Annotated in this window: 26 protein-coding genes; 15 read left to right on the top strand and 11 right to left on the bottom strand. The window is 65.5% G+C overall.

The window, feature by feature from the left end:
- Window positions 1-6 precede the first annotated feature (6 nt).
- Genes HYN69_RS15650 through HYN69_RS15665 form a run of 4 tightly spaced genes read right to left on the bottom strand, consistent with a single transcriptional unit; the run spans window position 7 to window position 3,564 of the window.
- Window positions 7-759 (bottom strand): SDR family oxidoreductase, encoded by a 753-nt coding sequence (locus tag HYN69_RS15650; RefSeq protein ID WP_108436563.1) that lies wholly within the window; start codon window positions 757-759, stop codon window positions 7-9.
- Window positions 756-2,210, bottom strand: a complete 1,455-nt coding sequence (locus HYN69_RS15655) for a carnitine 3-dehydrogenase (RefSeq protein ID WP_108436564.1) — start codon at window positions 2,208-2,210, stop codon at window positions 756-758. The genes HYN69_RS15650 and HYN69_RS15655 overlap by 4 nt, the downstream gene beginning before the upstream one ends.
- A gap of 11 nt (window positions 2,211-2,221) precedes the next feature.
- A complete protein-coding gene (locus HYN69_RS15660; protein WP_108436565.1) occupies window positions 2,222-2,650 on the bottom strand; it encodes a hypothetical protein in 429 nt (142 codons plus the stop codon).
- Window positions 2,650-3,564: a BKACE family enzyme gene (locus tag HYN69_RS15665; protein WP_108436566.1), complete on the bottom strand. Its 915-nt coding sequence runs from the start codon at window positions 3,562-3,564 to the stop codon at window positions 2,650-2,652. The genes HYN69_RS15660 and HYN69_RS15665 overlap by 1 nt, the downstream gene beginning before the upstream one ends.
- Window positions 3,565-3,637: 73 nt before the next feature.
- Between HYN69_RS15665 and HYN69_RS15670 the strand changes: the two genes are divergently transcribed.
- Window positions 3,638-4,609 carry a GlxA family transcriptional regulator gene (locus tag HYN69_RS15670; protein ID WP_108436567.1) on the top strand — a complete coding sequence of 324 codons (972 nt, stop codon included), beginning with the start codon at window positions 3,638-3,640 and terminating at the stop codon, window positions 4,607-4,609.
- A gap of 83 nt (window positions 4,610-4,692) precedes the next feature.
- On the opposite strand, the gene HYN69_RS15675 is transcribed toward HYN69_RS15670, so the two are convergent.
- The 3 genes from HYN69_RS15675 to HYN69_RS15685 all read right to left on the bottom strand — a co-directional run bounded on the left by HYN69_RS15675 (window position 4,693) and on the right by HYN69_RS15685 (window position 8,445).
- Complete coding sequence (locus HYN69_RS15675) at window positions 4,693-6,711, bottom strand: M3 family metallopeptidase (protein ID WP_108436568.1); 2,019 nt, start codon at window positions 6,709-6,711, stop codon at window positions 4,693-4,695.
- 110 nt (window positions 6,712-6,821) lie between these two features.
- Window positions 6,822-7,619 (bottom strand): amino acid ABC transporter permease, encoded by a 798-nt coding sequence (locus HYN69_RS15680; RefSeq protein WP_108436569.1) that lies wholly within the window; start codon window positions 7,617-7,619, stop codon window positions 6,822-6,824.
- 43 nt (window positions 7,620-7,662) lie between these two features.
- On the bottom strand, window positions 7,663-8,445 hold the full coding sequence (locus HYN69_RS15685) for a transporter substrate-binding domain-containing protein (RefSeq protein WP_108436570.1): 783 nt from the start codon (window positions 8,443-8,445) through the stop codon (window positions 7,663-7,665).
- Between the two features lie 138 nt (window positions 8,446-8,583).
- Here HYN69_RS15685 and coaBC point away from each other — a divergent pair, with 138 nt between their 5' ends.
- The 3 genes from coaBC to HYN69_RS15700 are packed head-to-tail and all read left to right on the top strand — an operon-like array spanning window position 8,584 to window position 11,299.
- Entirely contained in the window at window positions 8,584-9,777 is a 1,194-nt protein-coding gene (coaBC, locus tag HYN69_RS15690; protein WP_108436571.1) for a bifunctional phosphopantothenoylcysteine decarboxylase/phosphopantothenate--cysteine ligase CoaBC, read from the top strand.
- The gene (gene dut, locus HYN69_RS15695) at window positions 9,774-10,241 is read left to right on the top strand and encodes a dUTP diphosphatase (RefSeq protein WP_108436572.1); all 468 of its coding nucleotides are present in this window, start codon (window positions 9,774-9,776) and stop codon (window positions 10,239-10,241) included. The genes coaBC and dut overlap by 4 nt, the downstream gene beginning before the upstream one ends.
- Window positions 10,238-11,299 carry a HesA/MoeB/ThiF family protein gene (locus HYN69_RS15700; protein WP_108436573.1) on the top strand — a complete coding sequence of 354 codons (1,062 nt, stop codon included), beginning with the start codon at window positions 10,238-10,240 and terminating at the stop codon, window positions 11,297-11,299. Before dut ends, HYN69_RS15700 begins: the two co-directional genes overlap by 4 nt.
- 33 nt (window positions 11,300-11,332) lie before the next feature.
- On the opposite strand, the gene HYN69_RS15705 is transcribed toward HYN69_RS15700, so the two are convergent.
- A complete protein-coding gene (locus HYN69_RS15705; protein WP_230426441.1) occupies window positions 11,333-12,085 on the bottom strand; it encodes a ChaN family lipoprotein in 753 nt (250 codons plus the stop codon).
- A gap of 41 nt (window positions 12,086-12,126) precedes the next feature.
- Complete coding sequence (locus HYN69_RS15710) at window positions 12,127-13,005, bottom strand: RNA polymerase factor sigma-32 (RefSeq protein ID WP_108437254.1); 879 nt, start codon at window positions 13,003-13,005, stop codon at window positions 12,127-12,129.
- A 119-nt stretch (window positions 13,006-13,124) separates the two neighbouring features.
- Between HYN69_RS15710 and cobU the strand changes: the two genes are divergently transcribed.
- Window positions 13,125-13,637, top strand: a complete 513-nt coding sequence (gene cobU, locus HYN69_RS15715; protein ID WP_407925260.1) for a bifunctional adenosylcobinamide kinase/adenosylcobinamide-phosphate guanylyltransferase — start codon at window positions 13,125-13,127, stop codon at window positions 13,635-13,637.
- Window positions 13,634-14,212: a histidine phosphatase family protein gene (locus tag HYN69_RS15720; RefSeq protein ID WP_108437255.1), complete on the top strand. Its 579-nt coding sequence runs from the start codon at window positions 13,634-13,636 to the stop codon at window positions 14,210-14,212. The genes cobU and HYN69_RS15720 overlap by 4 nt, the downstream gene beginning before the upstream one ends.
- Window positions 14,213-14,216: 4 nt before the next feature.
- Here the strand turns inward: HYN69_RS15720 and HYN69_RS15725 are convergent, their stop codons facing one another.
- Both HYN69_RS15725 and HYN69_RS15730 read right to left on the bottom strand, forming a co-directional pair.
- Complete coding sequence (locus HYN69_RS15725) at window positions 14,217-14,735, bottom strand: PaaI family thioesterase (protein WP_108436576.1); 519 nt, start codon at window positions 14,733-14,735, stop codon at window positions 14,217-14,219.
- Window positions 14,732-15,166: a PaaI family thioesterase gene (locus HYN69_RS15730; RefSeq protein WP_108436577.1), complete on the bottom strand. Its 435-nt coding sequence runs from the start codon at window positions 15,164-15,166 to the stop codon at window positions 14,732-14,734. Before HYN69_RS15730 ends, HYN69_RS15725 begins: the two co-directional genes overlap by 4 nt.
- 131 nt (window positions 15,167-15,297) lie before the next feature.
- Here HYN69_RS15730 and HYN69_RS15735 point away from each other — a divergent pair, with 131 nt between their 5' ends.
- The 9 genes from HYN69_RS15735 to HYN69_RS15775 all read left to right on the top strand — a co-directional run bounded on the left by HYN69_RS15735 (window position 15,298) and on the right by HYN69_RS15775 (window position 23,584).
- A complete protein-coding gene (locus HYN69_RS15735) occupies window positions 15,298-15,687 on the top strand; it encodes a MerR family transcriptional regulator (protein WP_108436578.1) in 390 nt (129 codons plus the stop codon).
- A 128-nt stretch (window positions 15,688-15,815) separates the two neighbouring features.
- Window positions 15,816-16,220: a MerR family transcriptional regulator gene (locus HYN69_RS15740; protein ID WP_108436579.1), complete on the top strand. Its 405-nt coding sequence runs from the start codon at window positions 15,816-15,818 to the stop codon at window positions 16,218-16,220.
- Window positions 16,221-16,231: 11 nt separating this feature from the next.
- The gene (locus HYN69_RS15745; protein WP_108436580.1) at window positions 16,232-18,007 is read left to right on the top strand and encodes an acyl-CoA dehydrogenase C-terminal domain-containing protein; all 1,776 of its coding nucleotides are present in this window, start codon (window positions 16,232-16,234) and stop codon (window positions 18,005-18,007) included.
- 75 nt (window positions 18,008-18,082) lie between these two features.
- The gene (locus tag HYN69_RS15750) at window positions 18,083-18,295 is read left to right on the top strand and encodes a hypothetical protein (protein ID WP_108436581.1); all 213 of its coding nucleotides are present in this window, start codon (window positions 18,083-18,085) and stop codon (window positions 18,293-18,295) included.
- Between the two features lie 295 nt (window positions 18,296-18,590).
- Complete coding sequence (locus tag HYN69_RS15755; RefSeq protein WP_108437256.1) at window positions 18,591-19,220, top strand: glutathione S-transferase family protein; 630 nt, start codon at window positions 18,591-18,593, stop codon at window positions 19,218-19,220.
- Between the two features lie 11 nt (window positions 19,221-19,231).
- Window positions 19,232-20,443, top strand: a complete 1,212-nt coding sequence (locus HYN69_RS15760; RefSeq protein WP_108437257.1) for an acetyl-CoA C-acetyltransferase — start codon at window positions 19,232-19,234, stop codon at window positions 20,441-20,443.
- Window positions 20,443-20,841 (top strand): cupin domain-containing protein, encoded by a 399-nt coding sequence (locus HYN69_RS15765; RefSeq protein ID WP_329608586.1) that lies wholly within the window; start codon window positions 20,443-20,445, stop codon window positions 20,839-20,841. Before HYN69_RS15760 ends, HYN69_RS15765 begins: the two co-directional genes overlap by 1 nt.
- 56 nt (window positions 20,842-20,897) lie before the next feature.
- Window positions 20,898-21,413 carry a cupin domain-containing protein gene (locus tag HYN69_RS15770; RefSeq protein ID WP_230426571.1) on the top strand — a complete coding sequence of 172 codons (516 nt, stop codon included), beginning with the start codon at window positions 20,898-20,900 and terminating at the stop codon, window positions 21,411-21,413.
- Window positions 21,410-23,584, top strand: a complete 2,175-nt coding sequence (locus HYN69_RS15775) for a 3-hydroxyacyl-CoA dehydrogenase NAD-binding domain-containing protein (protein WP_108436582.1) — start codon at window positions 21,410-21,412, stop codon at window positions 23,582-23,584. Before HYN69_RS15770 ends, HYN69_RS15775 begins: the two co-directional genes overlap by 4 nt.
- The last annotated feature ends 109 nt before the right edge of the window (window positions 23,585-23,693 follow it).

Below are 23,693 nucleotides of genomic sequence, written 5' to 3' on the forward strand. Positions count from 1 at the left end.
GCCCCCTCATGGGTCTACATTATAGGTCATGCCGTCCACCGCGATGGCCTGCCCCGTCACCATCCGCGCCGCATCCGAGGCGAGAAACAGCGCCATGTCGGCCACGTCTTCCGGATCGGTCAACCGTTTCATCGCCGTGCCGCTGGCGTATCCCTGCCGAACTGCACCTTCCGTCATGCCCTTGGCTTCGGCTTCCGCCGCAATCACGCGGTCGATGCGCGGGCCGTTCACTGAACCGGGGCAAATCGCATTGGCGCGGATACCATGCGGCCCCAACTCCATCGCCACAGTCTTCATCAGCCCGATCACACCCCACTTCGCCGCCACATAGGGCGCACGGAACGGCGTGCCATAAAGGCCACTGGTGGACGAGGTGAAGATCATCACCCCCGACCGCGCCGGTTTCATCAGCCGCGCGCCATATTTCGCCGCCAGCATCGCCCCGTCGAGGTTCACCCCAAGGCACTGGTGCCAGTCGTCCAAGCCCATATCCTCGATCGCCGCCGTCGGCCCTTTGATCCCGGCATTGGCGCAAAGCACGTCCAGCCCGCCCCAATCGGCGGCGAACCCCGCAAACAGCGCCGCCATCGCGCCCTCGTCGCCTGCATCGCAGAGCGTCGCGGTAATGCCGTCCGGCACCGCCGCCACCGCTTCGGCGTCAACATCGGTCACATGCACGCGGCATCCCGCAGCGGCAAAGGCCCGGGCCATCACCAGCCCGATCCCGTTCGCCCCGGCGGTGACCAGCACGCGTTTCACTTGCGCTGGCCCACCGCCCGACCCGCCGCTTCGGGGCGGGGCAAGGCCGCATGGGCCGAGGCTACCGGCAGCAGCCGGTCAAGAATGGCCTGCGGGGCAGCACAGGTCTTGCCCGCCGCCATGTCCACATGCAGCAGCATCTGCTCCAACGTGGCGACCGGCTGACCATCCTTGAGGATGCGGATAAAGATATGCAGCCGCTTTTCGTCGGCATGCAGCACCTGCACGGTTCCGGTCAGCGCATCGCCCAGCTTCGCCTCGCCCAGATGCATGATATGCGTTTCGGCGGTGTAATAGCTGAACCCGGTCCCGACATAGGCGACATCCGCCCCGATATGGCGCAAGAATGCGTCTGACGTCTCGGACGCCGCGAACAGGTAGCGGCTTTCCGTCATATGGCCGTTATAGTCGATCCATCCGGGCAGCACGGTCAGGCGCGCCATCTCCATCGGCCCTTCGCCCGCCACGGGGGCAGGCATTGCCGCCCTGCGCCGCGCGTCATGATCAAGCAGCACCTTGCCCGCGCCCCAGTTGCGCTCTTTCAGCACCCGCAGAAAGCCGATCAGGTTCTGGTCGCGGATCCGCTCCAACTCGCGGATCGTGTGATGCCCCGATTGCGCGTCGGATTGCCCCGCGATCAGATCGACCAATTCGTCGTTGAATTCCGGCACGTCCATCAGTTTGGTCCATGGCCATGTCAAGCAGGGCCCGAACTGCGCCATGAAGTGCTTCATCCCCGCCTCGCCGCCCGCCACGCGATAGGTCTCGAACAGCCCCATCTGGCCCCAGCGCAGGCCAAAGCCCATGCGGATCGCCTCGTCGATTTCCTCGGTTGTGGCGATGCCGTCCTTGACCAGCCAAAGCGCCTCGCGCCACACGGCTTCGAGGAATCGGTCGGCGATATGCGCGTCTATTTCCTTACGCACATGCAGCGGAAACATCCCGATTTCGCGCAGCGTCTCTTTCGCCGCCTCGATCAGCGCGGGGTCGGATTTCGGCGAAGGCACAACCTCGGCAAGCGGCAGCAGGTAGACCGGGTTGAACGGATGGGCGACAAAGATCGTCGCAGGGTTCGCGGCGTTCTGTTGCAGTTCGGATGGCTTGAACCCGCTGGTCGAAGACCCGATCGGCGTATCGGGCGCCACCTGCTGGATCTGCGCGAAAACACGGTGCTTGAGGTCAAGCCGCTCCGACACGCTTTCCTGAATGTAATCCGCCCCTTCCACCGCCTCGGTGATCGTGCCCGCAAACGTCAGCCCCCCCTCGGCAGGCATCGGCCCGTCCGACAGGGCAGGCAGCGCCTTGCGGGCGTTGCCGATCACCTCGCCCACCTTGCGCGGCGCTTCGGGATCGGGGTCGAACACCGCCACATCCCAACCGTTCAGCAAGAACCGCGCAGCCCAGCCACCGCCGATAACCCCGCCGCCAATGATCGCCGCCTTGCGCGCCATATCCCGTCTCCTCATGCGGTCAAGACCATGACCAAAACCAACAGGGCCAGACATCCGGCCCCGATCCATCCCAAAGGCAAGGACGGCAGTGGCACCTGCGCTTTCGCCTTGCCCGGCGGAACGCCCGCCTTGCTGCCCGCCTTGCCCGCCCCGATCTGCCCCGAAAGCCGCATCGCTTCGGCAGAAAAGGCCACCGTCACCGCCCCCTGCGGCGGCTGGTGGGCATGGCCCGCCCGTGCCGCCAAAGCCTCGGGCGTCACCTCGCCCCGCCGCAGCGCCTCGGCATCCTCGCGCGTGAGCGCCAGATCCAACCCGGCCGAAGCATTACGCAGCGCAAACCCCGCCTCGACCGCCAGCAGCATCCAGCCCCGCCCCACAGGCGTGACCTTCGACACCGCTTGCGGCGCCGCAGGTCCGGTCGGAGGGCGGACAGGCTCCATCAGCGCGGCAGCAAAGGCCGCTTCTCCAGCTTCAACCGCGCCCGTACTTCGGCAGGGGTGATCACCCGCGCGCCCATGTTCTCGATGATCGTGCAGGCCCGCTCGACCAGTTGCGCGTTCGTTGCCAGCACGCCCTTTTCCAGCCAAAGGTTGTCTTCCAGCCCGACCCGCACATTGCCCCCCGCCAGCACGGCGGCGGCAACGTAAGCCATCTGGTTCCGCCCGATGGAAAATGCCGAATAGTGCCAGCCCGCAGGCACGTTGTTCACCATCGCCATGAATGTGTTCAGGTCATCGGGCGCGCCCCACGGCACGCCCATGCACAGCTGCACCAGCACGGGTTCGGGGATCACGCCTTCCTTGACCAGTTCCTTGGCCAGCCACAGATGGCCCGTATCGAAAGCCTCGATCTCGATCCGCACCCCCGCCGCCGTCATCCGCCGCGCCATGTCGCGCAGCAGGCCGGGCGTGTTGACCATTACGTAATCGGCCTCGTTGAAATTCATCGTGCCGCAATCGAGCGTGCAGATCTCGGGACGGCACTCGACCACATGGGCCACCCGCTCGGTCGCCCCCGCCATATCGGATCGCGGTCCCATGCGGCCCATATCCTCGGACCCTTCGAAATAGATGTCGCCCCCCATCCCCGCCGTCAGGTTCAACACCACATCCGTTGCCGAATCGCGGATCCGCTCGGTCACTTCCCGATACAAGGCCAGATCGCGCGAAGGCTTGCCGGTTTCGGGGTCGCGCACATGGCAATGCACCACCGCAGCCCCCGCCTTGGCCGCCGCAATCGCACTTTCGGCAATCTGCGCGGGGCTGCGCGGCACATGCGGGCTGCGGTCCTGCGTCCCGCCCGATCCCGTCACGGCACAGGTGATGAAAACCTCGCGGTTCATGGCAAGCGGCATCGGTGGTCCTCCCTTATTGCCAGCAAAGACTAACGCCCTTGCCGCGTCATGCGTCACCGTTTACGAAATATGCATGACCGAAAGCGCAACAATTTTCGCCCCCTCGCGCCAGCCCCTGACCATCGGCGTGCTGGTCCTGCCGCATTGCTCGATCCTCGAAGTCGCTTCCGTCCTCGATCCCCTCCGCGCCGCCAACCGCCACCTCGGCCATGATGCCTATCGTTGGCGCGTCGTCTCGCCCGACGGTCACCCCGTGCCCCTGACCTGCGGCATCGAGATCGCCTCTTCCGGCCCGCTCACCGCCGCCGAAGGGGCCGATGCACTGATCGTCATCGTCGGGTACCGCCAATCCGAAGTGGCAACGAAACCGCTGCTGCGCGACCTGCGCCGCATGGCCCCCCGCTTCGCCCTCATCGCAGGCATCGACGCGGGCGCATGGGTCATGGCCCGCGCCGGATTGCTCGATGGCCACCGCGCCACCGTCCATTGGGAGGATTTCGAGGATTTCGCGAGCGCCCACCCCCAGGTCGACACGGTCCCCGACCGCTGGGTCATCGACCGCTCCCGTGCCAGCGCAGGCGGAGCGGCCCCCGCCCATGACCTGATGCTGCACCTGATCACCACGCGCCACGGCGCAGCCCTCGCGCGTCAGGTCGCCGCCTCGTTCCTGACCACCACCCGCGACGGGCACGAACCGCAGCTCGCCCCCGCCCCACACCCCGACCCGCGCCTCGACCTCCGCGTCGCCGCCGCCGTCGCGCGGATGGAGGCGAGGATCGACAGCCCCGAACCGGCACAGGAAACCGCCCGCGCCGTAGGCCTGTCACCCCGCCGTCTCGAAACCTTGTTCCTTGAAAACCTCGGCCTCACCCCCGCCGCCTATGCGCAAACCCTGCGCCTGCAAGCCGCCCGCCGACTGATCACCGACACCCGCCACAGCTTGACCGAAATTGCCCTTCGCACCGGCTTTTCCGGCCAAAGCGCCCTATCCCGCGCCTTCCGCCACCACTTCGGCACCCCGCCCAGCGCCTTGCGCCGGACATGAAAAAGGGGCGGACCCGCCCCCTTCATTTTCTGTCCTCAAATATCCTGAGGGTCCGGGGGCAAAGTCCCCGGCGCTGTCACCCCTCACGCCGCATCCAGCAAGCCGCGCCCCTTCAGCAGCGCCTCGACCCCCGGCATCTTGCCGCGAAAACGGGTGTAAAGCACCTCCGCCTCCTCCGATCCGCCCGCCGACAGGATGTGCTTTTCCAGAAGCGCCGCGACCCCGGGATCGAACGGCCCACCCGCCTCTTCGAAGGCGGCAAAGGCATCGGCATCCATCACTTCCGACCACATGTAGCTGTAGTATCCCGACGAATAGCCGTCGCCCGAAAAGACATGCGCGAAATGCGGTGTGGCGTGCCGCATGCGGATCGCGCGCGGCATGCCCAACCCCTCCAGCACCTCGGCCTGCTTCGCCATCGGGTCGGCAGGCGCCGCCCCCTCGTGGAATGCCAGATCAACCAGCGCCGAGGATACGAATTCCACCGTGGCGAACCCTTGGTCGTAAGTCCCCGCCGCCAGCAGCCGCTTCATCATGTCGGCAGGCATCGCCGCGCCCGTCTGCCAGTGCCGCGCGTGCTTTTCCAGCACCTCGGGCACTTCCAGCCAATGCTCGTAAAGCTGGCTCGGCAATTCCACAAAGTCCCGCGCGACGCTGGTGCCCGAGATGAACCCGAACGTCACATCCGACAGCATCTGGTGCAACGCATGGCCGAATTCGTGAAACAGCGTGCGCGCATCGTCATATGACAAAAGCGCCGGATCTCCCTTGGCGAAATTGCACACATTCACCACGATGGGCCGCACATCGCCGCCCAGCTTCTTCTGCGACCGCATCGCCGAACACCACGCCCCCGACCGTTTCGACGACCGCGCGAAGTAATCGCCCAGAAACACCGCCACATGCTTACCCGCACGGGTAACCTCCCATCCGCGCACATCGGGGTGGTAGAACGGCCCGTCGATCTCGCGGAATTCCAGCCCGAACAGCCGGTTCGCACAGTCGAACTGCGCCCCCAGCATCGCATCCAGCGACAGATACGGCTTCAACGCCGCCTCGTCCAAGTCATGCTCGGCCTTGCGGCGCCTTTCGCTGTAATAGCGCCAGTCCCAAGCCTCCAGCGGCCCCGCCTCGCCATCCGCGACCAGCATCGCCTCGAGCACGGCGGCATCGGCCAGCGCCTTGCGCTTTGCAGGCTCCCACACCCGCATCAGCAAGCCCCGCACCGCCTCGGGCGTCTTGGCCATTTCCGGTTCCAGCTTGAAATCGGCAAAGCTGGCATAACCCAGCAGCTTCGCCCGCTCTTCACGCAGCGCCAATATCTCGGCCGCAATCCCCCGATTGTCCGCCGCATTGCCATTCGCCCCCCGCGCAACCCAAGCCTCATAGGCCTGCCGCCGCAACGCACGGCGGGGCGAGAATTGCAAAAACGGCACGATCAGGCTGCGGTTCAACGTCACCACCGGCCCGTTCTGCCCGCGCTCGACCCCTGCCGCCCGCGCGGCGGCTACCACGAAATCCGGCAACCCCGCCAAGTCCTCTTCGGCCAGCACCATGAACCACTCGCGCTCGTCCGCCAGCAGGTTCTGACCAAAGGCCGTGCCAAGCACAGCCAGCCGCGATTTCACCGCCGTCAACCGCTCTGCCGCCTCGCCGGTCAGTTCTGCCCCCGACCGCACGAACATGCGCCGATAGAGGGTCAGCACCCGCATCTCCTCCGCCCCCAACCCCAACGCATCACGCCGCGCCCAAAGATCGTCGATCCGCGCAAACAGCGCCTTGTTGTTCGTCACCTCGGATGCAAAGGCCGACATCTTGGGCGCCAATTCCCGCATCAAACCCTCGCGCGCCTCGGTGCTGTCAGCCCCCGCAAGGTTGTAAAACACCCCCGACACGCGGTCCAATCCCGCCTCGGCCAGTTCCAGCGCCGCAATCGTATTGGCAAAGGTGGGCACATCCGCGCTGCCTGCAATCGCCGCGATATTCCCCCGCGCTTCGGCCAGAACCGCATCGAAGGCAGGGCCAAAATCCTCGTCACGGATATCGGCAAAGGGCGGCAGGCCAAACGGCGCAGTCCACGGGGCAAGCAACGGATTGGTCATGACGGGAACTCCTTTTGACGCAAAACTAGGCAGCAGGATCGCCCGCGTCCACCCCTTCATCCTTGCACAAATACTCCGGGGGTGCGGGGGCTGGCCCCCGCTGCCACGCCCTAGCGCTCCTGCCGCGCCTTCAACCGCTCTTCCAGCTGCCGCATCAGCAGGCTTAGCCCGATGGTCATCGTGAGGTAAATCAGCGCCGCCACGTTATAGGTCTCGAAATACTTGAAATTCCCCGCTGCCGTCACCTTGGCGAGTTGCGTCACGTCGCCCACGCCCAGCACAGACACCAGCGAGCTGTCCTTCACCATCGCCACGAAATCATTGCCAAGCGGCGGCAGCACCGTCCGGAAGGCCTGCGGAAAGACGATATGGCGGAACCGCTGCCACCCCGACAGGCCCAGCGCCTGCGCGGCCTCGATCTGGCCCTTGTCCACGGCCTGCAATCCGGCGCGGAAAATCTCGGCCAGAAAGGCCGAATAGGCCAGACACAGCGCCAGCACCGCACGGTAAAGCAGCGGCACATCCCGCGCCCGCGCCATGTCCAGCCCCAAAGGCTCGGCCAGCCAGTTCCACCCCGCCACCAGCGCCGGAACCAGCACGAAAGCCACGTAAAGCAGCAAGACGATGATCGGCACGCCGCGCATCACCTCGATATAGAACCGGCACAGCTGCCGCAGCACCCGCAACCGCGACATCGACCCCACCGCCAGAAGCAGCCCCATGCAACAGGCCGTCACATAGGCAAAGACCGACACCAGAACCGTGATCTTTATCCCCGCCGACAGCGTGCCCAGCACCGCCGCATAATCGGCATCCGCCAGTACCTCGTAAAACAGCCAAAGCCCCACTGCGACAACGCAGAGGAGCCACCACGGAAAATCCTTGTCGGGCTGGTTTTGCGGACCCATCACGGATACCGCGCCCCGCCTGATCTGGCAGGGCGCGTAAGGCTCATTCGCTCATCTTGTAGTCGACGAACCACTTCTGGTTCAGCGCATCCATCGTGCCATCCGCCTTCATCGCCGCAATCGCCGCGTTCATCGGGGCGACAAGGTCCGACCCCTTGGGGAATATGAAGCCGAAATCTTCGCTCGCCAGCGGCTCGCCGATGATCTTCAGCCCGCCATTCGACGCCCCGACGTAGCCGTTGGCGGCGGTCGAATCCGACAGCGTCAGGTCCACGTCACCTACCTTCAACGCCTCGAGCCCCGCGCCAAAGGTCTCGAACTTCACCACGCGCGGGTTTTCCTCGTTACCGTCCAGGATGTTGTAGATCGCCGCGTAGAACGGCGAAGTGCCGGGCTGCGCCGACACCAGAAGGTCCGGCAAGGCCGCGAACGAAGCCGCATCGGTGAAGCGCGCCTCGTCACCGCGCACGATCATCAGCATTTCCGACCGCATATAGGGATCGCTGAAATCGACCGCCTCCTTGCGCTCGTCCTTGATGGTGATGCCGGTCATGCCCATGTCGAACTGGCCTTCCGACACCGCCGGAATCATCGCGTCCCAGCTGATGTTTTCATATTTCACGGTCATGTTCAGCCGCTTTGCCATTTCGGCCAAGGCGTCATATTCCCAGCCGATCGCCTTGCCGTCCTTGTCCAGAAATTGCAGCGGCGGATAAGCGTTTTCGGTCACGATCACCACTTCACGGCCTGCCAGATCGGGCAGGTCCTGCGCCACGGCGGCCCCCGCCCCCAGCGCCATAGCAAGAACAGCAGCAACAAACTTCATCGCAGTCTCCCTGTCACAAAATCATCGACGAACACTATGGCGCGGCTTACCCCGCTGGCAAGGCGCAGCAAAGGCAGCGGTTGAGTTATCGGCCCCCGCCGCCTAAACCTTGCACAACCCTTTGCCGGAGCCTTGCCCATGCTGGCCGAAAAGCGCGTTCTTCTGATCATCGGCGGCGGCATCGCCGCTTACAAGGCGCTGGAACTCATCCGCCTTCTGCGCGGCCAAGGTGCCGCCGTCACGCCAGTCATGACACGCGCCGCCGCCGAATTCGTGACACCCCTTTCCGTCTCGGCCCTCGCAGGGGAAAAGGTCTATACCGACCTTTTCGACCTGACGGATGAGGCCGAGATGGGCCATATCCAGCTTTCCCGCGTGGCCGACCTGATCGTGGTTGCCCCCGCCACCGCCGATCTGATCGCCCGCATGGCGCAGGGCCGCGCAGACGACCTCGCCTCGACCCTGCTTCTGGCGACCGACACGCCCGTTCTGGTCGCCCCTGCGATGAATGTCCGCATGTGGCAACACCCCGCCACGCAGCGCAATATCAAGCGAATCCAAGCCGATGGCACCCGCCTGATAGGCCCCGACGATGGCGAGATGGCCTGCGGTGAATACGGGCCGGGCCGCCTGTCGGAACCCGCAGCGATCCTCGCCGGCATCCGCGCGATGCTGACGGTTGGTCCCCTGTCGGGCAAGCACATCATCGTCACCTCCGGCCCCACGCATGAAGCCATCGACCCCGTGCGCTACATCGCCAACCGCTCGTCGGGCGCGCAAGGGTCGGCCATAGCCGCCGCCCTGCGCGACCTGGGCGCAAGCGTCAGCTTCGTCACCGGCCCCGCATCGGTGCCGCCGCCACAGGGCGTGACGGTGATCCGCGTCGAAACCGCCGCCCAAATGGCCGCCGCCGTTGCAGCCGCCCTGCCCGCCGACGCCGCCGTCATGGCCGCCGCCGTGGCCGATTGGCGCGTTGCCAATGCATCGGACAGCAAGATGAAGAAAGACGGCACCGGCCAAGCCCCCGCCCTGCAATTCATTGAAAACCCCGACATCCTGCGCGACACATCGGCATCAAAACAGCGCCCCAAACTGGTGATCGGCTTTGCCGCCGAAACCGACGACGTGCTGTCCCACGCGGCAGCCAAACTCGCCCGCAAGGGCTGCGACTGGATCGTCGCCAACGATGTCTCTCCCGCCACCGGCATCATGGGGGGCGCCGAAAACGCCGTCACCATCCTGTCGGCGTCCGGTGCCGAAGTCTGGCCCCGCCTGCCCAAGGACGAAGTCGCCCGCCGCCTTGCGGCCCGCATCGCCGAGGCGCTGGCATGAACCCGACCATCAACATCCTGTGGGAGGATTGGGCCGACCGCAGCCTGCCCCTGCCCGCTTATGAAACCCCCGGCGCGGCAGGGGCCGACATCCGCGCCAATCTGCCGCAAGACCAGCGCGAGACTGGCATCACGCTGGCCCCCATGCAGCGCCTGATCGCGCCCACCGGAATTCGTGTCGAGATTCCCGCAGGTTACGAAATCCAGATCCGCCCCCGTTCCGGCCTTGCGCTGAAACATGGCATCACCCTGCCCAACACGCCGGGCACCATCGACAGCGATTATCGCGGTCCCTTGGGGGTTGCCTTGGTCAACCTGTCCGACCAGCCCTATATCATCCGCCACGGCGACCGCATCGCGCAGATGGTGGTTGCCCCGGTCCTTCAGGCGAGATTCCAAGTGGTTGAAAGATTAAGCGAAACGGCACGCGGGGCGGGCGGTTTCGGCTCGACGGGCAAAGCATGATCCTCGTCCTCGGGCTTGCCGCGATGGTCTGGGGGCTGGGCGCGGCACTTCGCGCGCCAAGGGCGCTGCGTCTTGGCCTGATCGGGCTGTTGTGGCTGGCGGTCATCACCCTGCACAGCACCCTGCCTGACGGTCACCCCCTGCGGATGGCCACCGGAGAGGATGCGCGTATCTGGGTGATGCTGGGCATTCTGATTGCCCTGTCGTTGGTCTACCGTCGCGGCCTTTCCGCGCTGCGCGCCAAGGCGTCACCCAAGGCGCAGCCCGAGGAAACCAAGGCCCCAGCCTTCCGCCCCGTCGAACTCGACCGCTATTCGCGCCATATCATGCTGCGCGAAATCGGCGGGGCGGGGCAAAGGAAACTGAAGGATTCCAAGGTCTTGGTCATCGGCGCCGGGGGCTTGGGCAGTCCTGCGCTGCTTTACCTCGCAGGGGCGGGGGTGGGGGTCATCGGGGTGGTCGATGATGACATGGTCGACGGATCGAACCTGCAACGCCAGATCATCCACGCCGACCAGCGCATCGGGATGCCCAAGGTGTTCTCGGCCGAAACCGCCATGCGTGCGCTAAACCCGTTCATCGAGGTGCGCCCCTATCACCGCCGCCTGACCGAGGCGGACGCCGGAACGCTGTTTGCCGATTATGACCTGATCCTTGACGGCACCGACAATTTCGACACCCGCTATATGGTCAACCGCATCGCGGCAAAACTGGGCATGCCGTTGATAACAGGCGCAATAACTCAATGGGAGGGTCAGCTTTCCCTGTTCGATCCGGCGCAAAACGCGCCCTGCTACGAATGCGTCTTTCCCACCCGCCCCGCCCCCGGAATGGTTCCATCCTGCGCCGAGGCGGGGGTTGCGGCCCCCCTGCCCGGCATCATCGGCGCGATGATGGCGATGGAAGCGGTCAAGCATATCACCGGCGCGGGCGAAACGCTGCGCGGGCGATTGATGATTCATGACGCGCTTTATGCCGAGACGCGGGTGATCGCTGTCCATTCCCGCGCCGATTGTCCGGTCTGCGGGCACGGTGCTGCACAAGTGATGCACAGCTGATGCAGACGGGCGCAGCGCCGCGCAAACACCACTTTAACCGGTCGTCGACCCGAACCCTTCGCAGGGGTCGCCCCGCCCCTTGACCCCTTCGGTCACGATCCACAGATCAAAGGGCTGGCGGCTGCTGCCGCCTTCCACCTGCCCCACCGAAAGCACCGTGACGGCGGGCACTTCCAGATGCACCAGCGCAGGAACGCCGATGTCCGACCGCGCATGTTCGGCCCCTGCGATCACCACGACAGGCCCGCCCGTCTCGCGCAGCGCACGGATCGCGGCGCGGGCTAAACTTGCGTCGCGCAGACGTTGCACCTGCACCATGCCGCCCATCGCCGCTTTCGGCATGGCAAAGCAATGGGCTGCCCAAAGCTCGGTCTCGCGCGCGTCCTGCACATCGGCGGGCAAGGCATCGGCCAAGCCGAACCCGTCAAGCACGCTTGCCGCCCCCTCGGTCGCCGCACGGCGCACATCGGCATCGGGCACATCGGCACCGTAAACCCGCGCACGCGGCGCTGCGGCAAAGATCGGCTGATACAGCGCGAAATCCGGCCAGCCCCGCGCGGTCCAGCCCAGCGCCCTGTCCATGGCCGCCGCATCGCTGCGGTCGGCTGGCACGCGCTTGGCCTGTTCGGGCAACAACATTTCAAACACCAGCGCCGCCGGTTCTATCGCCGCGACGGCACGCGCCTGATTGGCGTGATGCACGGGGTTGTCATGCACCTCGCCCAGCACGGTAACATCGACCTGCGGCAAGCTGTCCAGATCACCCGCCACGATCTCGCGGGCCATAGCAGGGCCCGCGAGCAACGCCATAAACAGCGCGGCGCGGATCATACGAGGAAGTGATGCACCTCGCGCGACTGGCTCTCCAGACTGCGGCGCATCTTGGCAAAGGCAGCGGCTTCCAACTGCCGCACACGCTCTTTCGACAGGCCGAGTTCGAGGCCGAGGCTTTCCAGCGTGCGCGGTTCTTCGCGCAGCTTGCGCTCGGCCACGATGTAGCGTTCGCGCTTGTTCAGAGATTGCATGGCTTTCACCAGCCAGTCGCGCAACTGCGCGGCGTCATGCGAGCCTTCGACCTGTTCGGCGGCTTGGGGTTGTTCATCTTCCAAAGCGTCGATCCACTCGCGCCCGTCCTCGTCCGACGATTGCGCCGCGTTCAGGCTGAAGTCCGACCCCGAAAGGCGGCCTTCCATCATTTCCACATCCGACAGCGACACGCCCACTTCGGTCGCCACCATCTGACGCAGCTGGAACTGGTCCAGCGTTTCGCCGCGCTGGCTTGCCTCGCGCTCCAGCTTGGCCTGCACGCGACGCAGGTTGAAGAACAGCGCCTTCTGGCTGCTGGTCGATCCGGTCCGCACCATCGACCAGTTCCGCATCACATAATCCTGAATGGATGCCTTTATCCACCACACGGCATAGGTCGAAAACCGCACGCCACGGTCAGGATCGAACTTTTCTGCGGCCTTCATCAACCCGAGCGACGCTTCCTGGATAAGGTCGTTCATCGGCGCGCCGTAGCGGCGGAATTTTGCGGCCATGCTGATCGCCAATCGCATATAGGCGGTGACCAGACGGTGCAGCGCCTGTTCGTCGCGCCGGTCGCGCCACGCATAGGCCAGTTGCAATTCGACTTCCGCCGTCAGCAATTCGGCCCGCATCGCTTGGCGGGACATGGTTTGGTCGTTATATCCGTCGAGCGCCATTTTTAACCCCCAGTCAGACATCACACTGCGGCGGTTCATTTCGCCGTTTGATATAGATACGAGGCCACGCGGTGACTGGATCAGTCGGTAACGAAACTATCTTGCTTTCCCGCTTGTCCTTGGTGACGGGCGGCGCCAGATCGGGCAAATCGCGACTGGCCGAAGCCATCGTTACCGGCAGCGGGCGAACCCGCCGTTACATCGCCACGGCGCAGGCATGGGATGACGAGATGCGGGACCGCATCGCGCAGCACCAGACCGACCGGGGCGCAGACTGGATCACCGTCGAAGCCCCGCTTGATCTGTCCGCCGCCCTCGACGCGGCGGGGCCAGAGGATGCGGTGCTGATCGATTGCGCGACGCTCTGGCTGACGAACCATCTCCTTTTCGAACACGATCTCGACGCCGAAGGCACCGCGCTGCTGGCCGCCTGTGCGCGGTGCAAGGCCCCCGTCATCATCGTGTCGAACGAGGTGGGTTGGGGCATCGTTCCCGACAATGCGCTGGCGCGACGGTTCCGCGACGCGCAGGGGCGGCTCAATCAGCGGATCGCCGCGCAGGCGGGGCTGGTGGTTGGGGTCATGGCGGGGCTGCCGATGGTGCTGAAGGGGCAGCTTCCGCCGTGGATGTGACGCGCTTCTGGTGGGTGCGTCACGGCCCGACGCATGAGAAAGCCTTTACCGGCTGGCGCGACGTGCCGGCCGATCTGTCCGATACTGCCGCCTTGGCGCGGCTTGACGGTTATCTGCCGCAGGGGGCGGTGCTGGTGTCGTCCGACCTGATCCGCGCCGTGGCCACCGCCGATGCCGTGGCTGCGGGGCGCGAGCGGCTGGCGCATGACGCGGCCTTGCGCGAATTGCACTTTGGCGACTGGGACGGAAAGCTCTGGTCGCAGGTTGCCGAAACCCACCCCGACCTGTCGCGCGCCTATTGGGAAGACCCGGGCGACCATTGCCCGCCCGGTGGCGAAAGCTGGAACACGGCGCAGGCGCGGGTGTCGGGCGCGGTCCAACGCCTGCATACCGCGCACAGGGGCCGCGATGTGGTGGTGGTCGCGCATTTCGGCGTGATCCTGACCCAGCTTCAGCAAGCAATGGGTGTTTCAGGGGCCGAGGTTCTGGCCCAGCCCATCGACAACCTGTCGGTCACGCGGCTTGACCTTGCGGGCGGGCAGTGGCGCGTGGGTGCGGTGAACCACCGGCCCTGAGCCGCTATTCCGCCGGTTCACCCGGCGCGGGCGGCATCAGGAAATGCCCCGTAGCTTGCGCGAAAAGGCGGGCGCGGTTGTCCTGCCACGCCTCGACATGCACCGATGCATAGCGCCGTCCCGACCGGTTCACCCGCGCCCGCGCATAGGCATCGCGCGGCAAGCCCGACCGCAAGTAATCGACCGTGAAATCGATGGTCTTGGGCAGGCGCGGCGGGGTGGCGGTGATCGTGGCGGGGTCAAGCCGCCCCGCCTCCATCTCTTCCCACAGCGTCGACCATGACAGTTCGATGATCGCCACCACTTCCAGAAACGCCGCAATCGCCCCGCCATGCAGCGCGGGCAGCGTGGGGTTGCCGATAAGCTTTTCGTCAAAGGGCAGAATGGCCGTCAACTCGTCGCCGCGCCGGTCAAAGCGGATGCCCAGATACTGGATGTACGGCACCCCCGACCAAAGCGAGGTCAGCGCCGCATCGCGCCGCTGCTTGATGACCTGCACAGGTTCGGGCCGCTCGCGCATCACACAGCCCCCTTGGGCAGGTTCAGCGTAAAGGCCCCCGTCGCCGCCGCCACGGGTCGTGCCTCGTCCTCGTCCGTTGCCGTCACCCGCACGAAAGCCACGGTGCGCGTGGTGTGGTAACAGACCGCCCGCGCCGTGATCGTCTGGCCGGGTGTGGCGGGGCGGAAATAGTCGACCCGCAGATCCAGCGTCGCGGTCGAGACCGGCCCCACGGGGTGCGACATCACCGCAGCCCCGCTGGCCGTATCCATCAGCGCCGAAACCGCGCCCCCGTGCATGACGCCGGTCGCCGGATCACCGACAAAGCGCGTATCATAGGGCATGGTCATCACCACCTCGCCATGGCCGAAACGCAGCAACTCCATCCCCAGCGCACGGGAATGGGGCAGGGCCTCGATGAAGCGGCGGGCAAGGGTCAGGGTCTGTTCGCTCATGCAGCACATATTCGCGCAGCCCGCACGAACCGCAAGAGGGCAAGCGCCCGAACATCGGAAACCCTGTCGCAGCCCTGTTGCGCGATACGCCCGCCCTCGCCTATCCTCGGCGGGCTAGCGCAGGACATCCCATGGCCGATCCCCCCGACACCCGCTTAAGCTTCAAAGAGATGTGCGCCCGCTTCGACGTGACGCCGCGCACGCTGCGCTATTACGAATACATCGAACTCCTCGCCCCCGAACGGGTCAGCCGCGCCCGCTTTTACGGCCCGCGCGAGGTGGCGCGCATGACGCTGATCCTGCGCGGCCGCCGCTTCGGCTTCAGCCTTGAAGAAATCCGCCAATGGCTGCTGATCTACCGCCAAAAGGGCACGCGCCCGCAGTTGCAGGCATGGATCGACATGGCCGACCGCCAGCTTGACGCGCTGCAGGCCGAACAGGCCCAACTCGCGGCATCGATCGAAGACTTGCGGAAGTTGCGCGACACGGCGGCCGGGGAACTGACCCGCCTGCCCGACTGAGCCGGTTACAACCCCTTTCTTGCGTGACGCAGCGACACCCGCTTCGTGACGCCACGTCACGTTTACCTTCACGTCAACTTTCTTGCTAAGCTCTTGTCAGACGACAAAGGTTTTTCAGGACAGCGCCCATGGCTTGCGGCAAAGACGATCTTCTGACCATCCGCCAGATGTGCGGGCAATACGAAGTCACCCCCCGCACCCTGCGCTTTTACGAAGCGCAGGAACTGCTCGCCCCCGTCCGGCGCGGCACGGCGCGGTTCTACACATATCGTGACCGCGCGCGGCTGAAACTGATCCTGCGCGGCAAGCGCTTCGGCTTCAGCCTCGAAGACATCCGCCAGCTTCTGGAAATGTACGACCGCGACACCGGCCAGCAGGAAGCGCAACTGTCACGTACCTATGCGATGGCAAAGGAGCGGCTGGCACAGATGGAACGCCAGCGTGCCGACCTCGACGATGCCATCGCCGAACTGAAAGACGAAATGGCATGGGGCGCGAATGCCCTCGCGGCCATGCGAAACGCCGCCGTTTAAGGAGCGCCCCGATGCCCGCCTACACCGCCCCCGTCAAAGACATGCAATTCGTGCTGCACGACACGCTCGGCATCGCGGGCAGCGACATTCCCGGCTACGCCGACCTCGACCCCGCCTTTACCGAAGCGGTGCTGACCGAAGCCGGACGCCTCGCGTCCGAGGTGCTCGCCCCCCTCAACCCCGTGGGCGACCGCGAAGGCTGCCGCTTGGAAAACGGCGTGGTCCGCACCCCCACCGGCTTTGCCGAAGCCTACAAGCAATTGTGCGAGGGCGGCTGGACCGCGCTCGACTGCGATCCCGCTTACGGCGGGCAGGGTCTGCCCTATCTGATGGGCACGGCGGTGGGCGAAATGCTGGTGGGCGCCAACATGTCGCTGAACATGTATCAGGGCCTGACCCATGGCGCCTATTCCGCGATCCATGTCCATGGGACCGACGCGCAGAAATCGCGCTACCTGCCGCGCCTTGTGTCGGGCGCATGGACCGGCACGATGAACCTGACCGAACCGCATTGCGGCACCGATCTTGGCATGATGCGGACCCGCGCCGAACCGCAGGCCGACGGCAGCTACCGCATAACGGGGCAAAAGATCTTCATCTCGGCGGGCGAGCATGACATGGCCGAGAACATCATCCACCTCGTGCTGGCAAAGGCACCCGGCGGGGGCGAGGGGACCAAGGGCGTGTCGCTCTTCATCGTGCCGAAATGGCTGGTGAATGACGATGGCACGCTCGGGCCGCGCAACGGGGTGACGGTGGGCAAGGTGGAACACAAGATGGGCATCCACGGCAACGCCACCTGCGTGATGAATTATGATGGCGCGACCGGCTACCTGCTGGGGGGCTTGCACAAGGGGATGCGCGCCATGTTCACCATGATGAACGAAGCCCGCATCGGGGTCGGCGTGCAGGGCTATGCCGTGGCCGAAGCCGCCTATCAAAGCGCCGCCACCTATGCCCGCGACCGCCTTCAGGGCCGCGCCGTGACGGGGGCTGCAAACCCGGCTGGCCCCGCCGATCCGCTGATCGTGCACCCCGACATCCGCCGCAGCCTGATGGACCAGAAAAGTTTCGTCGAAGGGGCGCGCGCGCTGACCTTCTGGGGCGCGTCGCTGATCGACCGCGCCTCGCGTCTGGGGGATGCCCAAGCCGAAGGGCTGATCTCGCTGCTGACGCCCGTGATAAAGGGTTTCCAGACCGACAAGGGGTTCGATGCCTGCGTCGCGGCGCAACAGGTGTTCGGCGGGCATGGCTATATCGAGGAATGGGGCATGTCGCAATTCGCCCGCGATGCGCGGATCGCCATGATCTACGAAGGCGCGAACGGGGTGCAGGCGCTCGATCTGGTGGGGCGCAAACTGGCGGCGGATGGTGGCAAGCCGATCATGGCGTTTTTCGACCTCGTCAAGACCTTCAACCGCGAGAATGCCGCCGATCCGCGCATGGCAGGCTTTACCGAACCCTTGAAAGCGTCGTCCAAAGACCTGCAGGCGGCAGCGATGTATTTCATGGAAAACGGGATGAAATCGCCCAATACGGCGCTGGCGGGAAGCACCGATTTCCTGCATCTGATGGGCCATGTCTGCCTTGGACTGATGTGGGGGCGCATGGCCCGCGCGGCACTTGCGGCACTGGATGCAGGCCACCCCGACCGCGATTTCCTCGAGTCAAAGCTTGCGACGGGCCGCTACTACATGGCCCGCCAACTTCCGGCCACGGCCTTGCACCTGACCCGCATCCTGTCGGGCGAAGGTCCGGTCATGGCGCTGAAAGCCGAAGCGTTCTAACCTGCGGCCACCCCGAATTTTCTGCGAAAATTCGCGCCCTGTCCTGACCCCGCCGTCCTGACCAATAGGTGCCCCATGCCGAAACGCTTCCGCCTGACACGCCGCTTTCCGGTCGCCATGACCGAAGACGGCTATCGCAAGCTTAAACGCTTCGCCACCGAGGCCGGGCTGGACGAGGGCGAGGCCCTGTCCTTCCTGTTCGAGAATTTCGACAGCGTGATCGACAAGGACACGCTGACCCACCGCCTGCGGCTGTTCAATTCAGAGCTTGAGGATCGGAAACGGTGATACCCTTGGCAGAGTCAAGAATGAGTATTTGGCCAAGGGTGAATGGCCGCGCAACAGGTGGGCCTGAAGCGCGCATCGCGGGCGATCCACCCCGTCGGGCCGCCGACACTTGTCCGCCACGGCCAGACGGGGCTTCACCCTTGACGGTCATCGGCTCTCCAGCCTGTACCGTGACCGGACTGTGCCGCGGAACGGTTAAGAAAGCGTCAATCCGACCCACCCGTTTCATCCTTGCGAAAAATACTCCGGGGGTCCGGGGGCTGGCCCCCGGCGCTTGGCCAAAGAAAGCGACGCCATGAAACTCTATTGCTTCGGCGAAAGCGGCAATGCCTACAAGGCCGCGCTGGCGCTGGCCCTGACAGGGAGCCCGTGGGAAGCTGTCTATGTCGATTTCTTCAACGGCGGGACGCGGCGGCCCGATTTTCGCGCGATCAACCCGATGGGCGAGGTGCCTGTGCTGGTTGATGGCGACCGCGTCCTGACCCAGTCGGGCGTGATCCTGACGCATATCGCCACCGTCACCGGTCGAATGGGCGGCGCGACGCCCGATGAGCAGGCCGAGGTTCTGCGCTGGCTGTTCTGGGACAATCACAAGCTGTCGGGACAGGCGGGCACCTGCCGCTTCCTGATGAATTTCGCGCCCGCAGACAAGCGCCCCGAAGGCGTGGTTCCCTTTCTGCAAGCCCGCCTGAAACACGCCTACGCCGTGCTGGACAGCCATCTGTCCAGCCGTGACTGGATCGTCGGCCCATCGCCCACCATCGCCGACCTGTCGTGCTGCGGATACCTTTACTACCCCGAACCCTTCGGTTTTTCCCGCGCCGACTGGCCCGCGATCGACCGTTGGCTGGGCCGCATCGCTGCCCTTCCCGGCTGGAAACCGCCCTATGACCTGATGCCCGGCAGCCCCGCCGACCGCGCCTAAAGGAGATGACCATGTCCGACGCCTTCATCTACGACGCCCTTCGCAGCCCGCGCGGCAAGGGCCGCCCAGACGGCGCCTTGCACGAGATCACCGCCGTGGCGCTCTCGGCCCGCATGCTCGACGCCATCGCCACACGCAACGGCCTGACCGGTGCTGCGGTCGAGGATGTGATCTGGGGCAATGTCACCCAAGTGGGCGAACAGGGCGGCTGCCTTGCCCGTTCGGCGGTGCTGCTGTCGGGGCTGGATCAGGCGATCCCCGGCCTGTCGGTCAACCGTTTCTGCGCCAGCGGGATGGAGGCGGTCAACCTTGCCGCGGGGCAGGTACGGGGCGGGGCGGGCCACGCCTATATCGCGGGCGGGGTCGAGATGATGGGCCGCGTGCCGATGGGGTCGGACGGGGCGGCAATTGCGGTAGACCCGTCGCTGGCGATGAAGACCTATTTTGTCCCGCAGGGCATTTCGGCGGACCTGATCGCTACGGAATACGGCATCACCCGCGAGGCCGCCGATGCCTATGCCGTCGAAAGCCAGCGCCGCGCGGCACTTGCGTGGGAGGAGGGGCGCTTTGCCAATTCGGTCATCCCCGTGCAGGACCAGAACGGCCTGCCGATCCTTGACCGCGACGAATACATGCGCCCCGGCACCGACATGCAAACGCTTGGCGCCTTGAAGCCCGCCTTCAAGGAGATGGGCGAGGTCATGCCCGGCTTCGACCGCGTCGCCTTGATGAAATACCCGCATCTGGAACGGATCGACCATATCCACCACGCCGGCAATTCAAGCGGCATCGTCGACGGTGCCGCCGCCCTGCTGATCGGCGATGCGGAATTCGGCCGCGCCCATGGCCTGCGCCCGCGCGCCCGCATCCGCGCCACCGCCAAGATCGGCACCGATCCCACGATCATGCTGACCGGCCCCGTGCCGGTGACCGAAAAGATCCTGCGCGAGGCGGGCATGGCTATCAACGATATCGACCTGTTCGAGGTGAACGAGGCTTTCGCCTCGGTCGTCTTGCGCTTCATGCAGGCCTTCGATGTCGACCCCGCCCGCGTGAACCCCTGCGGCGGATCCATCGCCATGGGCCACCCGCTCGGGGCGACAGGGGCGATCATCATCGGCACGCTGCTGGATGAGTTGGAACGCACCGGCAAAAGCACAGGCCTTGCCACGCTGTGCATCGCCAGCGGCATGGGGGCCGCCACGATCATCGAGAGGGTGTGATGCCAAGGCTCGACCTTGCCCATGTGCCGGTCAAGACCGGCTCGATCTACCCTCCGCCCTTTGCCGCGATGATGGCGGGGCGGTCGTCGCTGCGACTGGGCGATGCAGGCGGGTTGCGGCAGTTCGGCGTGAACCTTGTGACGCTGGACCCCGGCGCGCTGTCGTCCTTGCGCCATTGGCATAGGGCCGAGGATGAATTCGTGCTGGTTTTGCAAGGCACCTGCACCCTTGTGATGGATAATGGCCATTACCCGATGCAACCGGGCGAGGCTGCGGCCTTTCCCGCAGGCCGCGCCGACGGGCACCATTTCATAAACCGCGGGCGCGGGCCTGCCCGCTTCCTTGTCGCCGGAACCAAGGCCCCCGCGAAACCGCCACCTACAGCGATGCCGACCTGAAGGTCGAAATCACCCAAGGCACCGCCACCTTCACCCGCCGCGACGGCACGCCCTTTGTGGCGACCGAAGCCGACAGCCATTTGCCCGCCCACAGCCGCCACGGCCTGCCCGCAGGGCTGATCCGGTCCGCTTGGCAGGACGAGCCCGACCCTGTGCACCCCGTGCTTGGCGGCGGCTGCGGCCCTTACCGTTACCAGCTTCTGTCCGACCCCGGCGGCCTTACACAGTTCGGCGCCTTCATCGAGGAATTGCCCCCCGGCAGCCGGTCAGGCCACCGCCACTGGCACGAGGATGAGGACGAATTCATCTACATGATCGACGGCCATGTCGTGCTTGTCGAAGACGGCGAAACCCCGCTCGGCCCCGGCGATGCGGCGGCTTGGCCTGCGGGGCTTGCGGTTGGCCACCGTCTCGACAACCGCTCGGACCGCCCCGCCCGCTACCTCGTGATCGGCACCCGCGCCGCGACCGACCGCATCCATTACAGCGACCACGACCTGATCACCGAAAAATCCGGAACCGCCCGCCGCTATCTGCGCCGCGACGGCCGCCTGATAAAGGAAACGCCATGACCGATTTCACCCTGTCCACCGATGCCGACGGCGTGGCCACGATCACATGGGATGTGGCGGCCAAGTCGATGAACGTCCTGTCGCTTGCAGCACTTGCCGAGCTTGACACGGCCTTTGATGCGGCGCTGGCCGATCCGGCGGTAAGGGGGATCATCCTCACCTCGGCCAAGCCCGATTTCGCGGGCGGGATGGACCTGAACGTGATTGCCCAGATGCGGGCGGGCGGGGCTGCGGCCATCTTCGACGGCGTGATGGACATGCACCGCATCCTACGCAAGATCGAACGGGCCGGCATGGATGCGAAAACCCGCAAGGGCGCAAAGCCTGTCGTCGCGGCCCTGCCCGGCACGGCGCTTGGCATCGGGCTGGAAATCCCGCTCGCCTGCCACCGCATCATCGCCGCCGACAACGCAAAGGCCAAGATCGGCCTGCCCGAGATATTGGTCGGCATCTTCCCCGGCGCGGGCGGCACGACGCGGCTTATCCGCAAGCTCGGCGCGATGGCCGCAGCGCCCTTCCTGCTGGAAGGCAAGCTGTCGGACCCCAAGGCCGCCAAGATGAACGGCCTGATCGACGAGGTGGTCGCCCCGCAAGACCTGCTCGCCCGCGCCAAGGAATGGGTGCTGCAAGCCAAGGACGCCGATCTGGTGAAACCATGGGACGACAAGGGCTACAAGATGCCCGGCGGCGCTCCGTTCCATCCCGCAGGTTTCATGACCTTTGTCGGGGCTTCGGCCATGGTGATGGGCAAGACGATGGGCGTCTACCCCGCCGCCCGCGCGCTGCTGTCGGCGGCTTACGAAGGCGCGCTTGTCCCCTTTGATGTGGCGCTGAAGATCGAGGCGCGGCACTTTACCTCCATCCTCCTCAACCCGTCCTCCAGCGCGATGATCCGGTCCTTGTTCATCAACAAAGAGGCGCTTGAAAAAGGCGCGAACCGGCCGCGCCTTGCCGACCAATCGGTGCGCCACCTTGGCGTGCTGGGGGCGGGCATGATGGGGGCAGGGATTGCCCATGTCGCAGCCCTTGCCGGCATCACGGTGACTTTGATCGACGCCACCCAAGACGCCGCCGACCGGGGCCGCGCCCATTCCGAAAGCCTGCTCGACAAGGGCATCGCGCGGCGCAAGGTGACGCCCGAGAAAAAGGCCGAAGTTCTGGCGCGCATCACCGCCACCACCGATTATGCGGCACTATCGCCATGTGACCTGATCGTGGAAGCCGTCTATGAGGACCCCGCCGTAAAGGCCGAAGTCACTGCCCGCGCCGAAGCCGTGACGGGCGCGATCTTTGCAACCAACACCTCGACCCTGCCGATCACCGGCCTTGCCCGCGCCAGCACAAGGCCAGACCGCTTCATCGGCATCCATTTCTTCTCGCCCGTCGACAAGATGAACCTTGTCGAAATCATCCGCGGCAAGGAAACCGGCGACGAGGCGGTGGCCAAGGCGCTCGATTTCGTGCGGCAAATCCGCAAGACCCCCATCGTGGTGAACGATGCGCGCTTTTTCTACGCCAACCGCTGCATCATCCCCTACCTGAACGAAGGCATCCGCATGGTGGCCGAAGGCGTGGAACCCGCGCTGGTGGAAAACGCCGCCCGCATGGTCGGCATGCCGCTTGGCCCCCTGCAGCTGGTCGATGAAACCTCGATCGACCTTGGCGTGAAAATCGCCAAGGCGACCCGCGCGGCACTGGGTGACGCCTATCCCGATGGGGCGGTGGATGACGTGCTCTTCTGGCTGGCCGATCAGGGCCGCATGGGCAAAAAGGCCAATGCAGGCTTTTACGCCTATGACGCGGCGGGCAAGCGCGAAGGGCTGTGGCACGGCCTGACCGACCGCTACCCATCAGCCGAAACCCAACCCGACCTGACCGAGGTGCAGCACCGCCTACTGATGGCGCAAACCTTGGAAGCCGTCCGCGCCTTGCAGCACGGCGTGCTGACCGACATCCGCGAAGGTGACGTGGGCGCGATCCTCGGCTGGGGCTTTGCACCATGGTCGGGCGGCCCCTTCGCATGGCTCGACATGATCGGCGCCCCCCGCGCGGTGGAAATCTGCGAAACGCTCACGGCAAAGTACGGCCCTCGCTTCACCGCCCCCCGACTGCTCGTCGAGATGGCCACGAAGGGCGAGGCCTTCTACACCCGCTTCGCCAAAGCCGCCTGACACCCCCACCCCGGCCCTCCCCCCCGGGGGGAGGGGGCGAACGTCGGGTTTGCAATCGCCCGCCTTTGCCATGCCGAAGCAAGACGAGTATTTTTACAAGGGTGAAAGG

This window comes from Gemmobacter aquarius, assembly GCF_003060865.1.
In the GTDB taxonomy this organism is placed as follows: domain Bacteria; phylum Pseudomonadota; class Alphaproteobacteria; order Rhodobacterales; family Rhodobacteraceae; genus Paragemmobacter; species Paragemmobacter aquarius.